A 14,981-nucleotide genomic window follows, 5' to 3' on the forward strand; every position below is an offset into this window, starting at 1 on the left:
GCTACAGCAAAAGAGGATGCCGGATTTACAATCCCGGCACCCTCTTATTTTGATTTCCCTAAATTGCTTACACAGTCACGTCCGGTAACCGGGCAGCCATTAACTGTTCAATCGCTGCTCGATCGTCTTGTTGCAACAACTCGACGATTTTACTACCAACGATGACACCGGCAACACTTGTACTCAGTTGACGTACATGTTCCGGCGTACTGATACCGAATCCGGCCATAACCGGAACCGGACTCAGTTGCGCGACTTTCGCCAAATGCTGTTCGAGCGAATCCCCAAAGTTGGTTTGTCCGCCGGTCGTCCCGTTGACGGTCACAGCGTAGAGGAATCCTTCACTATGTGTAGCCAGTTTTTCAATTCGTTCAATCGGACTGGTCAGCGAGACCAGTTGAACGAGTGCGATGTCTTGTTTATTGCGACCAGCAAAAAACTGATCACTTTGTTCGAGTGGCAGATCGGGAATGATCAACCCGTCGACGCCGATTTCACGGCAAGTCGATAAAAAGGAATCGATGCCAAATCGGAAAATCGGATTTAAGTACGTCATGACGACGATTGGAACGCTTGTTGATTGACGCGCAACCCGAATCGCCTCAAGGACGTCCTTTAAGCTGATTTGATCTGCGAGTGCCCGCAGTCCTGCTTCCTGAATGACCGGACCATCGGCGACCGGATCGGAAAACGGCACACCAACTTCAATCGCAGTCGCACCGGATCGTTCAAGGAATGCCAAGATATCCGGCAGACGATCAATACCTCCGTCGCCTCCCATGACATACGGGATAAAGGCCTTTTCACCACGTGCATTAACTGTTAGAATCGCTTGTTCTAATCGCATCATGCTTCCCCCTTCAAGGCATTTCTGACGGTCATGACATCTTTATCGCCACGTCCTGAGAGACAGATGACGACGACTTCTTCCGGTTGCATCCCTTTTGCGAGTTCCGTCGCCTGCGCGACCGCATGGGCCGACTCCAGTGCCGGAATGATGCCTTCTTTTTGGCAGAGCAGTTGCAAGGCATCAAGTGCCTGTTGGTCCGTCACGGCCTCATACTGAACACGACCGATATCTTTTAGCAGACTGTGTTCCGGTCCTACCCCCGGGTAATCCAGACCGGCCGAAATCGAATGGGCTTCCGTGACTTGCCCATGCTCATCTTGTAAGAGATACATCATTGAGCCATGCAAGACACCGACCTCACCTTTAGACATCGTAGCCGCGTGTTTGTCCGTCTCGAGTCCGCTTCCGGCTGCTTCGATGCCGTACAATGCGACTTCTTCGTCGTCGATGAACGGGTGGAACATACCGATCGCATTACTTCCGCCCCCGACACAGGCAACGATGGCTTCCGGTAACTTACCTTCTTTTTCAAGAATCTGCGCCCGTGTTTCCTGACCGATGATGGCTTGGAAATCACGGACGATTTCCGGGAACGGGTGGGGTCCGAGGACCGATCCCATCAAGTAATGCGTATCGTCGACATGTTTGACCCAGTAACGCAACGCTTCGTTGACAGCGTCTTTTAACGTCCGGCTCCCTTGTGTTACCGAAATGACTTTGGCACCAAGTAACTCCATCCGGAAGACGTTGAGCTCTTGCCGGCGGATGTCTTCTTCACCCATGAAGATGACACATTCGAGATCAAGCAAGGCACAGACGGTCGCTGTCGCGACCCCGTGTTGACCGGCACCTGTCTCCGCAACGATTTTTCGCTTGCCCATCCGTTCGGCGAGTAGCGCTTGCCCAATCGTATTGTTGATTTTATGGGCTCCTGTATGATTCAAGTCTTCGCGTTTCAAGTAGATTTTGGCGCCGCCGATCGCCCGCGTCAAATGTTCCGCGTAATAGAGTGGCGTTTTTCGTCCGACATAATTTTCAAGTAAATCATTCATCCGTTCATGAAACGCCGGATCTTCCTTCACTTCGGCATACGCTTGTTCGAGCTCAAGAACGGCTTGCATCAACGTTTCCGGAATGTAACGTCCTCCGTAGATTCCGTATTGTCCCAGTGCATCAGGTTGTGAATAACGTGTCATTTAAAAGTCTCCTTTACGGCATCATGAAATGCCTGCATTTTTTTCGTATCTTTTTGATCATTCGTTTCAATACCACTTGAGACATCAACAACAAACGGTTGATAGCGTTCGATCACTTGTTTGACATTGTCCGGCTGCAGACCACCTGCGACGAACATCGGTTGATCGACCCGTAAATCGGTTGTCCAATCAAAGGTTTGGCCGCTTCCTGCTTCTGGTGCATCAAATAACACATAATCGGCGTCCGGATGAATCGTAGCCTGTGTTCCGGCCGCGAGTGCCTGAATGATCGGTACCCGTTTCTTCCGGTACAGCTCGTCCGCGACCTGTCCGTGGATTTGAATCAAATCCAGTCCGACCTGCTCAATCGCTTCTTCGACCTCTTGTTGCGTCGGTGAGACGAACACACCGACGACTTGGACCGTTTCCGGAATCTCTGACCGGAGCGTCGCTGCTTCCGTCAGTGTGACCTGCCGCTTACTCGGGGCAAAGACAAATCCGATATAGTCGGCCCGTTCGATGGCGAAACGGACGTCTTCTTGCCGTTTCAGCCCACAGAATTTAATGCGTGTCATGTTTGACTCCACTGACAGCTTGAATGAAATCAGCCGGATCTTCCGCCCGCATCAAGGTTTCGCCGATTAAAATCCCATCCGCTCCCGCTGCGTGCAACATTTTCGCTTCCTCGACCGTTTTAATCCCACTTTCGCTGATATACCGGACATCCGGTGACTTCGTCTTCAGTAACGCAAGCGACGTGTCGAGACTCACTTCGAACTTCTTCAGGTTCCGATTGTTGATGCCGATGATTTTCGCCTGCAACTGTTCCGCCCGCTCGAGCTCCGTCGCATCATGGACTTCGACCAAGACTTCAAGCCCACTTGCATAAGCATAGTCATACAGATCGTGTAACGTGTCATCATCAAGCGCCGCGACAATCAATAGAATCAAACTGGCGCCGTGTGCTTTCGCCAAATCAATTTGAATTCGGTCAACCATAAAATCCTTGCACAGGACCGGCACATCGACGGCTGCGGTGACCGCTGCCAGATCTTCCATACTCCCTTTAAAATACGTCTGGTCCGTCAAGACCGAGATGACGGTCGCGCCGCTGGCAGCATACCGTTTCGCCTGCGCCACAGGATCGACGTTTAATGAGATGTCGCCTTTTGACGGTGAGGCCCGTTTGATTTCCGCGATGACGGATAAATCGGTTCCACCAAGTGATTGATGGATCGATGGATTTGACGGGCGATGCTCCGCCGAAGGGACCCCGGTCATTTTCAATTGTGCGACTTCCAGTCGTTTCGTCTCGATGATGCGGTCTAAGATATTCATCCGATTGCCTCCTGTTGTTTCATTCGTTGTAAATATTGTAGTTTTTCAAGCGCCCGACCGGAATCAATGCTTTGCGCTGCTCGTTCGATTCCTTCACGAATTGTCTCGACCCGTCCTTCCGCAAACAAAGCAATGCCGGCATTGAGTAAGACCGTGTCCCGGTATGGACCTGCTTCTCCGCGCAGGACCCGCAATAGAATATCCGCATTTTCCGCTGCCGTACCACCACGGATGGCTTCAATCGGCGCAACGGATAATCCGACTTCTTCCGGGTGGAGACTGAACCGGATCAGTTCGCCTTGATCGAGCAGGACCAATTGATTTGTCCCTGCGAGTGATGCTTCGTCCATCCCGCACGCTCCGTGTAAGACGATGGCACGTTTTCGTCCAAGCCGATGCAACGTCAAGGCCATCGTCTCAAGCAAATCTTCCCGGTAAATTCCGAGTAACTGTGTTTTTAGCGGCACTGGATTCGTCAGCGGTCCAATCAGATTAAAGATTGTCGGAATCCGTAAATCGCGGCGAACTTTCATGATTTGTTTGACACGCGGGTGCATCCGTTGGGCGAACAGGAAGGCAATCCCGTTTACTTCAAGCAACTTCGCAATATCTTCTGCCGTGATATCGAGCGGAACACCCAGTGCTTCGAGTACGTCGGCACTGCCCGTCTTGCTTGAGACACTCCGGTTTCCGTGTTTCGCTACTTTGGCTCCGGCACCGGCTAAAACGAATGCCGCTGTCGTGCTGATGTTAAAGGATTGGGAACCGTCGCCGCCTGTTCCGCAGTTATCGATAAAGTCCGTTCCCGTCACCGGAATGTCGAGCGCAACTTCCCGCATGATGGAAGCAAGACCGGCTAGTTCTTCCGCCGTTTCCCCTTTTGCTTTCAGCGCAACGAGAAAAGCTGCGATTTCGCTGTCTGTGACATCCGCCGCAAATAACGCGCGGGCTGCCTGTTGCATTTCTTCATAGCGGAGATGATTGGCATTCGTCAATTTCGTCAATACGTCCTTCATTCCTGTCACTCCTTCGTCAGTTCGATAAATCGTTGAATCATTTGTTGGCCAAGCGGAGTTCCGATCGATTCCGGATGAAACTGAATCCCGTATGTCGGATGCGTGTGATGCTCAAGAGCCATGATTGTCCCATCCTCGGTCACAGCGGTCACTTCCAGCACTTCCGGTAAGGTCGTCCGGTCGACAATCAAGGAGTGGTAACGCATGACGTCGAGTTGTTCCGGAAGACCGGCAAACAATCGTCCGGTTTGCCGGATTGTTGACGTCTTTCCGTGCCGGATCTCATCCGCTTCGACGACGCGTCCGCCAAATGCTTGACCGATTGCCTGGTGTCCGAGACAGACACCGAGAATCGGAATTTTTCCGGAGTATGTCTCAATCACGTCGAGACAGATGCCGGCATCTTTCGGATGGCCGGGTCCCGGTGATAAGATGATGCCGTCCGGATTCAAGTCGGCAATCGCATTCACTTCAATCGCATCATTGCGAATGACTTGGATTTCATCGTAGACGGCCGCATATTGATACAGGTTATAGGTAAAGGAATCATAGTTATCAATCAGTACAATCATTTCCAGACCTCCAGTAGTGACTTCGCCTTATGCAACGTCTCTTCATACTCCAAGGTCGGATCAGAGTCATAGACTATACCCGCTCCGGCCTGAACGTACGCTTTTCCATGTTGGATGACCATTGTCCGGATGGCGAGCGCAAAATCAAGATTTCCGCTGACATCAAAATATCCGACCGCTCCGGCATAGACTTCCCGTTTTTTTGTCTCATATTGATTGATCAGCTGCATCGCCCGGATTTTCGGGGCTCCCGAAACGGTACCGGCCGGCAAACAGGAAATCAACGCGTCAGCCCCAGTCCGTCCTTCTGCAAGCGTTCCTTCGACGACGGAAACAAGATGCATGACATTTTTGAAACGTTCGATTTCCATTTCCCGCGAGACATGGATGCTACCGACCTGACAGACTTGACCAAGATCATTTCGACCTAAATCAACAAGCATCCGGTGTTCGGCTTGTTCTTTCTCGTCGTTCAATAACTCATACGCCAGTTGTGTATCTTCCTGTTTCGTTTTTCCGCGGGGCCGGGTCCCGGCAATCGGATTCGTCGTGACATGGCGACCTTTGACTTGAACGAGACTTTCCGGTGACGCCCCGAGGACGATGACTTCCCCTAAATCGATGTAAAACAGGTATGGGCTCGGATTGTCCTGCCGCAACTTCCGGTAAAAATGGAACGGGTCGCCAGCGAATGTTGCGTCTAACCGTTGCGAGAGCACCAGTTGGAAGACGTCCCCCTGACGAATATGCTGTTTCGCCTGTTCGACAAGCGATAAAAAGGTTTCTTTCTCAATCTGCGGTTGATAGACGATGTTTTCAAGCGGGCGCTCGATCCGGGTCTGCTGACCGGTTTGTTCAAGTAAGGTTTTGCGGAGCTGCAGTTTCCGAATCATCTCCTGCCGATCCGTCAGTCCGCCGAGTGACGTATGAATTAAATGCACCCGGTGTTCCAGGTGGTCATATAAAATGATTTCGTCATAGACGGCAAGCAAGGCGTCCGGCAAATTGCGGTCACTGTCCGGTACCTGTCCGATGTTTTCATACGACCGAATCGCATCATAGCCGACATAGCCGATGGCGCCGCTTAAGAACGGAAAGTCGGCATCGGTTGTTCCCCGTGTCACAGACTGTTGCAGGAGTTGGACCGGATTCCCTGTCATCGTCACGGTTTCTTCCGTCTGAAGATGGTGCCGCGTCACTTGATTGCCTTCCGCCCGAAGCAATTCGACCGGATTGACGCCGATGATCGAGTAACGACCGTTACTGCCGCTCGCTGAGCTTTCAAGCAGACATTTCCGGTCCCCCTCGAGATTTAAAAAGATGGAGATGGGCGTCAACTCATCGCCGTTCATTTCGATTTGCTCGATTATCAATTGTTCTGTCTCGATCATCCTGTTCGCCTCCTGATATATAAAAAAATCCTCCATACAGCAAATGCCGTATGGAGGACGATAGACTCGCGGTGCCACCTCACAATTGGAACTACAAACGTTCCCACTCTTCCGATGCGTCTTGACGAGACATCGTAGCCTAAGATAACGGGGGCTTCCGTCACGACCTACTTACCGTTCAGTCATGCTCTCATGAGACCATTCATCAGACATCGCTGTACGGAAGTTCCACCTCTCTCCCGCTCTCTGGAACAACGATTCGTCTGACTACTTAACTCATTCATCGATTTACTTATTCAATTGAATACGAAAAGGGTTTTCCCGCCCATTCATGCTAAACATGAAGGACGGGAAAACCCGCGGTACCACCTTCGTTGACTATTACTAGTCCCCTCGAACAAACCGGTTACCCTGATTCGTCGTCCTTGATAACGGAAGGTACCCGTCAGAGCCTACTGTGAGTTCGGTCTGATGCTCAGAAGCCCATTCACCTGTTTCCCGATACTGATTCGCACCATCCATCAGCTCTCTTCAATCGTTTCATAGGTTACTTTTCTTCGTCATTGCGTCTGTTTTCTTTAATTGTTTTTTATGTTACGTGGGAAACCGTTTTCTGTCAATAGATTTGTCTCAATCAATATAAAGACAGTTGATTCGGGTCGATTGACTCGAGTGCTTGTTTGACCGTCTGCAGGAACTGACCGGCAACAAGTCCGTCGAGCACCCGGTGGTCAATCGACATACAGAGGTTGACCATGTCGCGTGCTGCGAACATGCCGTTCACCCAGACAGGACGTTTGACGATTGATTCGACCGACAAAATCGCTGCTTGCGGGAAGTTCAGAATCGGTGCTGACTGAATCGATCCAAATGATCCGGTATTGTTGACCGTAAACGTTCCGCCCTGCATCTCACTTGACGACAGTCGTCCGGCTTGCGCCCGTTTGCCGAAATCATCAATTGCCCGGGCCAGTCCTTTAATGCTGAGTTCATCCGCATTTTTGACGACCGGTACGAACAAGGCTTCTTGCGTCGCGACCGCGAGGGACAAGTTGATTGCTTTTTTCTGGATGATCTTGTCGCCCGCCCACGTCGAATTCATGATTGGATGTTTCTTTAATCCTTCAACGGTTGCTTTCATGAAGAACGGAAGGAATGTCAATTTGACCCCTTCTTGTTTAAAGAATGCATCTTTATGACGATTCCGGGCTTCGACCAGGTTCGTCACGTCGACTTCAATCATTAACCAGGCATGCGGTGCTTCCTGTTTCGAGCGGACCATGTTCGTTGCGATTGCTTGGCGGACACCGGCCGTCGGAATTTCGATGTCTCCGGCTTCCGTCGTGCTTGCTGTCAGTTTGGCTGCTTGCGGACGTTCCGGTTGCGATGATTCCCGTTGCTCGGCTGGTTTTGCTGCTGGAACCGATTCAATCGTCGGTGCTTCGACCGTATCCGGTTGTGCGATTTGTCCGGTTTCGATGATTTTGAGAAGGTCTTTCCGGGTAATCCGACCACCGGCCCCCGTTCCCAAGACCTGCTCCAAATCAATGCCGTGCTCGGCAGACAATTTAAGAACGGCCGGTGAATAACGTTTCTTCATCGATTGATCACTTGAGACCGGTATTTCTGCGACCGCCGGAACGGCTTCTTCCGTTGCTGCGACTTCTGTCGATCCGCCGCTGACCTGCAAGGTCACGATCGCTTCCCCGACTTGCAACGTGTCCCCTTCTTCTGCTAACAGTTTATCAATGACACCGTCGAAGGACGACGGGACTTCCGCTGTCACTTTATCGGTGATGACTTCCGCAATCGGATCATATTTTTTGACCGTATCACCCGGTTTGACGAGCCAGAGGGAAATCGTCCCTTCCGTTACACTCTCACCAAGTTGTGGCATCGTTAATGTTTCGGTTTTCATTGACGTTTCCCCCTTAGTACGCGTGTAGCGTCCGGATTTTATCTTCGATTTTTTCGCTCGAGACGTTAAAGAATTTTTCCATCGTCGGCGCGTATGGCATCGCCGGGACATCCGGACCGCACAGACGCTCGATTGGCGCATCGAGATCAAACAGTGCTTCTTCCGCAATGATCGCCGACACTTCACTCATGACGCTGCCTTCTTTGTTGTCCTCTGTCACGAGCAAGACTTTACCGGTTTTTCGGGCTGCCTCGACGACCGCTTCCCGGTCAATCGGATAAACCGTCCGTAAATCAAGAATATGAACATCGATGCCGTCTTTCTCAAGACGTGCTGCTGCTTCAAGGGCGAACTGGACACAAAGACCGTACGTGATGACCGTTAAATCTTCACCTTCCCGTTTGACATCGGCTTTACCGATTTCAACAGTATAGTCTCCTTCCGGCACTTCGCCTTTGAGCAGACGGTAGCCGCGTTTATGTTCAAAGAACAGTACCGGATCGTTGGAACGGATGGCTGCTTTCAGCAAACCTTTAGCATCATATGGATTAGACGGAATGACGATTTTTAAGCCCGGCGTCGAATTGAACATCGCTTCGACGGATTGGGAATGATAAAGGGCGCCGTGAATCCCTCCGCCGAACGGTGCGCGAATGACGATCGGGCATGACCAGTCATTGTTCGAACGGTAACGGATTTTTGCCGCTTCACTGACGATCTGGTTGACGGCCGGCATGATGAAATCCGCAAACTGCATTTCAGCAATCGGACGCATCCCGTACATCGCAGCACCGATTCCGACTCCGGCAATCGCACTCTCAGCGAGTGGCGCGTCGATGACACGTTCTTCCCCGAACTGCTCCAGTAATCCTTGTGTCGCGCGGAAAACACCGCCGCGGACGCCGACGTCTTCTCCGAGGACGAAGACGGATTCATCACGTTCCATCTCTTCTTTGATGGCACTGTTAATGGCTTCGATTAAACTTAATGTCGTCATTTCGTTTCCCCCTCATCGTACACGTAACGGAGTGCATTTTCCGGTGCATCGTAAGCTGCCGCTTCCGCGTACGCCGTCGCTTCATCGACTTCTTGTTCAAGTTTCGCTTCGATGTCTTGTGCCGTTTCTTCCGTCAAGACACCCATTTGAATCAATTTTTCACGGAACAGTTTGACCCCGTCACGTGTTTTCAGTTCAGCCAGTTCTTCGGCTGAACGGTAGGATTTATCATCATCATCGGACGAATGCGGTACGAGACGTTCGACTTCAACTTCAATCAACGTCGGACCGTCACCGCGCAGACCGCGCTCACGTGCTTCTTTGACCGCTTTGTAGACAGCAAGCGGATCAATCCCGTCAATCGTCACACCAGGCATCCCGTATCCGATCGCCCGGTCGGCAACGTGTTTCGCCGATAATTGTTTCGAGAGTGGTGTCGAAATCGCATATTTATTATTTTCACAGAACAGAATGACCGGTAATTTGTGGATGCCGGCAAAGTTTGCTCCTTCATGGAAGTCCCCTTGGTTCGATGACCCTTCACCGAACGAAACGTAGGCGACAAGCGGTTCCCGACGCATCTTCGCAGCAAGGGCAATCCCGACGGCATGCGGGACTTGCGTCGTCACCGGGCTAGATCCCGTCACGATGTTGAGGGCACGCGAACCGTAATGACCCGGCATTTGGCGTCCGCCTGAGTTCGGATCTTCTGCTTTTGCGAAAGCGGACAACATGATGTCACGTGACGTCTGTCCAAAATGCAACACGACGCCCAAATCGCGGTAGTACGGCAAGATATAGTCCGTCCCTTTTTCAAGCGCGTAAGCGGCACCGACTTGGGCCGCTTCCTGCCCTTGACAGGAGACGAGGAACGGGATTTTTCCAGCCCGGTTCAATTTCCACATCCGTTCGTCAATCTTGCGTGCCCGGACCATCGTTTCGAACATTTGAATCGCATCTTGCTCCGTCAAACCCAGTTCGACGAGTTCTTTGAATTCTATTTTTTCCATCTGTTTTTCCTCCTTAGGCATGAACCGCTAATCCGTCAACTGCGAGTGCTGCCTCACCGAATGCTTCCGAAAGCGCCGGGTGTGGGTGGACGAGTTGTCCGACTTCCCATGCCGTCGCATTCAAAACAAGTGCAAGACCGCCTTCACTGATTAATTCAGTTGCTTTTGGTCCAACGATATGGACGCCGACCAAATCATCCGTTTTCGCATCGGAAACGAGTTTAATGAATCCTGCCGCTTCCCCTTCAATCCGTGCTTTTCCGAGACCGTTAAACGAGAACATCCCCGTTTTGACGTCCAGTCCCGCTGCGACAGCCTCAGCTTCCGTCAAGCCGACCGAGGCTGCTTCCGGCACACTGTAAATACAACGTGGAACAAACGCATAGTTCAGTGGTGTCGTCGAACCGTTGACAATCGTCTCGACCGCTTTTGCACCTTCTGCCGATGCGACGTGCGCGAGTTGCAGGCGTCCGATGACATCACCAATCGCGAAGATGTGATTATCCTTCGTCCGGAACTCGTCATCCACCTGGATGAATCCGTTTTCGACGATGATATTCGTATTTTCAAGCCCGATGCCTTCAACATTCGCCATCCGACCGATCGCGACTAACAACTTCTCTGCCGCAAGCGTCGTCTTGTCCCCATTACGGTCGACATCAATCGTCACGCCGGACTCGGTTAACTGGAAGCTGTCGCTTTGTGCTGCTGCACTCGTCATAATCTTGACACCGCGCTTTTTGAGCTGACGGGCCACTTCCCGGCTGACAGCTTGATCTTCCGTCGGTAAAATTCGATCGCTGAATTCGACGACCGTGACCTCGACATCAAAGTCCGTCAACATCGACGCCCATTCAATCCCGATGACACCGCCGCCGATGATGACAATTGATTTTGGTAAGGCATTCATGTCGAGTGCCTCATCTGAACTGAGCACATACTCGGAATCAAATGCCAGACCATTCAACGGACGTGGGCGTGAACCTGTCGCGACAATCAGTTGGCGCGGTAAGATCAACTCGCCGTCGCCTTCTTCCGGCTCCACGCTGATCGTTCCCGGCATCGGTGAAAAGATGCTTGGTCCAAGAATCGAACCACGGCCATGAAAGACTTCGATTTTTCCTTTTTTCATCAGATGCTGTATGCCTGATTCGAGACCGTCAATAATCTCTTGTTTCCGTTGTTTGACCTGTTCGAATCGCAAAAACGATTCCGGTACGTCGACGCCATATGTAGCGGCGTGTTTAACTGTCTGATAAACGGCTGCCGACTTTAAAAATGCTTTGGACGGGATACATCCACGATGCAGACAGGTTCCCCCGAGTTTCCCTTGTTCTACGATTGCTACCGTTTTCCCGGCTTGTGCAGCGCGAATCGCTGCGACATACCCACCGGGTCCACCACCTAGGACAACGACGTCGAATTCTCTAGCCATGTTAGTTCGCCTCCATATTCCTTCGCTTGTTCCTCTTGACGCAGTACACGTAACACGCCTTCTGCGAGCGCACGTAACTCATCTTCACCCGGTATCCGGATGACAGATCCGATATGTGCAATCCGTTCTTCAATCGCTTTTGTCAATCGGTCACTGTATGCGAGTCCGCCCGTTAAGATGACAGCATCGACTTGACCATATAAAACAGCACTTTGGGCTGCGATTTCCTTTGCAACTCGGTATGCCATCGCCTCATAGAGTAGAGCGGCTTTTTCATCTCCATCGTCAATCCGACGTTCGATTTCAATCGCATCATACGTGCCTAAGTGCGCGACAAGTCCGCCTGACCCAACGACCAGACGCTTCATTTCCTCGAGTTTATACTTGGTACTATAACATAGTTCTACTAGTTGACCAACAGGCAAGGACCCGCTTCGTTCCGGTGAAAAAGCACCTTCTCCGTCCAGTCCATTGTTGACATCGATCACACGTCCATTCAGATGGGCACCAACTGTAATTCCACCACCCATATGGGCAACAATCAACCGCAATTGCTCGTACGGTGTCCCAATCTCTTTCGCATACCGCTTCGCCACTGCCTTTTGATTTAAGGCATGGAAAATACTTTTCCGTTCGAGTTCAGGTAAGCCTGTAAGGCGGGCAATTGGCTCCAGTTCATCCACAACGACCGGGTCAACGATGAATGCCGGAATCGAAAGCGTCTGACCAATCTCGTCCGCAAGCAGCCCTCCAAGGTTCGAGGCATGAACCCCAAACGTTCCGTTCAACAAATCCTCACGCATTTCTTGATTGACCCGGTACGTCCCGCTAACGAGAGGACGAAGCAGACCACCACGACCAACGATAGCCGTAAGCGCTTTCAATTCAATCTGTTCTTGTGCCAATACATCAAGGACGACTTGGCGTCTGATGGTCAGCTGATCTGAAAGCGGTCCTCCGACCGCTTCAGCTGAATGGCGCAACGTTTTCGTAAACACTTGCTCTGTTCCATCAAAGATTCCGATTTTCGTTGAGGTTGAACCCGGATTGATGGTTAAAATACGTTCGCTCATTAAAATCCTCCTCTGATTTAACCGCGTGATCCCAGAATGTTTTTATCGCGACGTAAAAACTGGCTGCGGGCACTGCCCATCGTCGCAATCCGTTCTTCCGCCATCTTTTCAGCCGCCCGATAAGTCGGCAGATGATCACGTTTTGCGATTTCGATGACTTTTGCTACCGCATCATAGACAAGTTCCACTTTTTTCATTGCCCGCTCGCGGTTGTATCCGTCGAGTTCGTCCGCCACATTGATGACACCACCTGCGTTGATGACGAAGTCTGGTGTATAGAGAATACCGCGTTCTTGGAGCATGTCCCCATGACGGTCTTCTTTCAATTGGTTGTTTGCGGCACCGGCAATGATTTTGACTTTCAGTTGTGGAATCGTCTCATCATTCAATGTCGCACCCAGGGCACACGGCGCAAAGATATCAGCATCGACACTGTAAATTTCATCTGGTCCGACGACTAAAGCACCAAACGCTTCTTCCGCGCGGCGTAACGCATCTTGATTGATGTCCGTGACAATCAATTTTGCACCTTCTTCGTGCAGATGACGGCATAAGTTAAAAGCAACGTTACCAACGCCTTGAATCGCAACTGTTTTTCCACCGAGTGAATCTGTACCGTATACTTCTTTGGCTGCTGCTTTCATCCCGCGGTAAACACCGTATGCCGTGACAGGTGAGGGATTACCACTTGATCCGAATGCCGGGCTCACGCCTGTTACGAAGTCCGTTTCCATATGGATGTAATCCATATCGGCTACTGTCGTATTGACGTCTTCCGCTGTGATATAACGTCCGTTTAACGACTGTACGTAACGACCGAATGCCCGGAACAAAGCTTCTGATTTTTGAGTCTTCGCATCACCGATGATGACGGCTTTCCCGCCACCGAGATTAAGACCGGCTGCCGCATTTTTATACGTCATGCCTTTTGCCAATCGTAAAGCATCAATCAATGCTTCCTCATCCGACGCATAGTTCCACATCCGGAGTCCGCCGAGTGCCGGTCCAAGTGTCGTATCATGAATCGCGATGATGGCTTTTAACCCTGAGACTTTATCGTGACAAAAAACGACCTGTTCGTAATCTTCCATTGCCATTGTTTCAAAAATACTGAATCGTGCTTCTACGTTTGTTTCGACCATTGTTAATTCCCCCTTAGATTGTTTGTTTAACTTTTTTTGTAGGTTGCGCATTAAGTAGAGCAAAGGCTAATGAATACAGTTTCGCTTCTGCCGTATCGGCTCGACTCGTCAAGACGACGGGAGCCTTCGCCCCCACCAAAATGGCAGCGACCGATGCCTGTGCAAAATACATCAATGATTTATAAATCACATTCCCGACTTCAATCTGAGGAACGACGAGAAGATCCGCTGCCCCCGCAACGTCCCCTGTCAGCCCCTTTTGCTTCGCCGCTTCTAAATTGACAGCATTATCGAGCGCGAGTGGACCATCAACAAGGCAATCCTTGATCTGTCCACGCCGATTCATTTGAGTCAGTAAGGCAGCATCAATCGTTGCCTGCATCGTCGGATTAACGACTTCGACAGCCGCTAGCACTGCGACTTTCGGCAAAGAGTATCCGACTGCCCGAAGTGCGGTCACTCCGTTTTCAATGATGTGAACTTTATCCTCCAGTGTCGGTGCGATATGAATCGCAGCATCCGTCAATCCGATGGCAGTCTCCCGTCCCGGTACTTCAAACAACGCGACATGAGACAACACATTTCCTGACCGTAAACCTGTTTCCTTATTTAAAACAGCTTTCATGAACGTTGCTGTCGGAACAAGTCCCTTCATCAAGACATCCGCATCCCCTTTGCGGACAGCATAAGCGGCACGCTCGGCTGCTTCTTGTGCCGTGGCTGTATGCGTGATGACGAATTGTGACTCCCTCAGCTGTCGGTCATGAATCATTTTTTGAATGCGTGTCGCATCCCCAAACAAATGAAAACGGGCTAAATTGTTCTCAATTGCCAGCGACACGGCATCCATTACTTCTTCATCATCTGCTGACGCAATCGCAACGACTGCATCTTCAAGACCTGCTGCTTGCTGAACCATCTGTTCAAACCTCAAGCCATTTCCCCCCTTACCTGTCGTTCTCTTTATTTAATAGCAATTTTCATGCCAGTTCTAAAACGACGCTATACCAACATCTACTTTTTTATTTTTGCATGGAATTGCA

At 50.9% G+C, this 14,981-nt stretch carries 14 protein-coding genes and 2 other annotated features; all 14 genes read right to left on the reverse strand.

Translation table 11 applies throughout. The features are described 5' to 3' along the window. Positions 1–67: 67 nt before the first annotated feature. Positions 68–847, reverse strand: coding sequence for a tryptophan synthase subunit alpha (trpA, locus tag P402_RS0111835; RefSeq protein ID WP_026828887.1), 780 nt, complete (start codon positions 845–847; stop codon positions 68–70). Next, complete coding sequence (gene trpB, locus P402_RS0111840; protein WP_026828888.1) at positions 847–2,046, reverse strand: tryptophan synthase subunit beta; 1,200 nt, start codon at positions 2,044–2,046, stop codon at positions 847–849. The genes trpA and trpB overlap by 1 nt, the downstream gene beginning before the upstream one ends. Then, a complete protein-coding gene (locus tag P402_RS0111845) occupies positions 2,043–2,621 on the reverse strand; it encodes a phosphoribosylanthranilate isomerase (RefSeq protein WP_026828889.1) in 579 nt (192 codons plus the stop codon). Before P402_RS0111845 ends, trpB begins: the two co-directional genes overlap by 4 nt. Next, positions 2,608–3,384 carry an indole-3-glycerol phosphate synthase TrpC gene (gene trpC / locus P402_RS0111850; protein WP_026828890.1) on the reverse strand — a complete coding sequence of 259 codons (777 nt, stop codon included), beginning with the start codon at positions 3,382–3,384 and terminating at the stop codon, positions 2,608–2,610. Before trpC ends, P402_RS0111845 begins: the two co-directional genes overlap by 14 nt. After that, positions 3,381–4,400 carry an anthranilate phosphoribosyltransferase gene (gene trpD / locus P402_RS0111855; RefSeq protein ID WP_026828891.1) on the reverse strand — a complete coding sequence of 340 codons (1,020 nt, stop codon included), beginning with the start codon at positions 4,398–4,400 and terminating at the stop codon, positions 3,381–3,383. Before trpD ends, trpC begins: the two co-directional genes overlap by 4 nt. A gap of 5 nt (positions 4,401–4,405) precedes the next feature. After that, a complete protein-coding gene (locus P402_RS0111860) occupies positions 4,406–4,972 on the reverse strand; it encodes an anthranilate synthase component II (protein WP_026828892.1) in 567 nt (188 codons plus the stop codon). After that, positions 4,969–6,363: an anthranilate synthase component I gene (gene trpE / locus P402_RS0111865; RefSeq protein ID WP_034769957.1), complete on the reverse strand. Its 1,395-nt coding sequence runs from the start codon at positions 6,361–6,363 to the stop codon at positions 4,969–4,971. Before trpE ends, P402_RS0111860 begins: the two co-directional genes overlap by 4 nt. A 50-nt stretch (positions 6,364–6,413) precedes the next feature. Next, positions 6,414–6,656: a binding site (T-box leader), on the reverse strand. A gap of 47 nt (positions 6,657–6,703) precedes the next feature. After that, positions 6,704–6,936, reverse strand: a binding site (T-box leader). A gap of 61 nt (positions 6,937–6,997) precedes the next feature. After that, entirely contained in the window at positions 6,998–8,281 is a 1,284-nt protein-coding gene (locus P402_RS0111870) for a dihydrolipoamide acetyltransferase family protein (protein ID WP_026828894.1), read from the reverse strand. 13 nt (positions 8,282–8,294) lie between these two features. Then, entirely contained in the window at positions 8,295–9,278 is a 984-nt protein-coding gene (locus tag P402_RS0111875) for an alpha-ketoacid dehydrogenase subunit beta (protein WP_026828895.1), read from the reverse strand. Beyond that, entirely contained in the window at positions 9,275–10,288 is a 1,014-nt protein-coding gene (locus tag P402_RS0111880) for a thiamine pyrophosphate-dependent dehydrogenase E1 component subunit alpha (RefSeq protein ID WP_026828896.1), read from the reverse strand. Before P402_RS0111880 ends, P402_RS0111875 begins: the two co-directional genes overlap by 4 nt. 13 nt (positions 10,289–10,301) lie before the next feature. Further along, the gene (lpdA, locus tag P402_RS0111885; protein WP_026828897.1) at positions 10,302–11,723 is read right to left on the reverse strand and encodes a dihydrolipoyl dehydrogenase; all 1,422 of its coding nucleotides are present in this window, start codon (positions 11,721–11,723) and stop codon (positions 10,302–10,304) included. Then, the gene (gene buk, locus P402_RS0111890) at positions 11,693–12,796 is read right to left on the reverse strand and encodes a butyrate kinase (RefSeq protein WP_026828898.1); all 1,104 of its coding nucleotides are present in this window, start codon (positions 12,794–12,796) and stop codon (positions 11,693–11,695) included. The genes lpdA and buk overlap by 31 nt, the downstream gene beginning before the upstream one ends. 17 nt (positions 12,797–12,813) lie before the next feature. Next, complete coding sequence (locus P402_RS0111895) at positions 12,814–13,938, reverse strand: Leu/Phe/Val dehydrogenase (protein WP_012369820.1); 1,125 nt, start codon at positions 13,936–13,938, stop codon at positions 12,814–12,816. Positions 13,939–13,951: 13 nt separating this feature from the next. Next, positions 13,952–14,872, reverse strand: coding sequence for a phosphate butyryltransferase (gene yqiS, locus P402_RS0111900; RefSeq protein WP_026828899.1), 921 nt, complete (start codon positions 14,870–14,872; stop codon positions 13,952–13,954). Between the last annotated feature and the right edge of the window lie 109 nt (positions 14,873–14,981).

This window comes from Exiguobacterium sibiricum 7-3, from assembly GCF_000620865.1.
GTDB classification, from domain to species: Bacteria; Bacillota; Bacilli; order Exiguobacteriales; family Exiguobacteriaceae; genus Exiguobacterium_A; species Exiguobacterium_A sibiricum_A.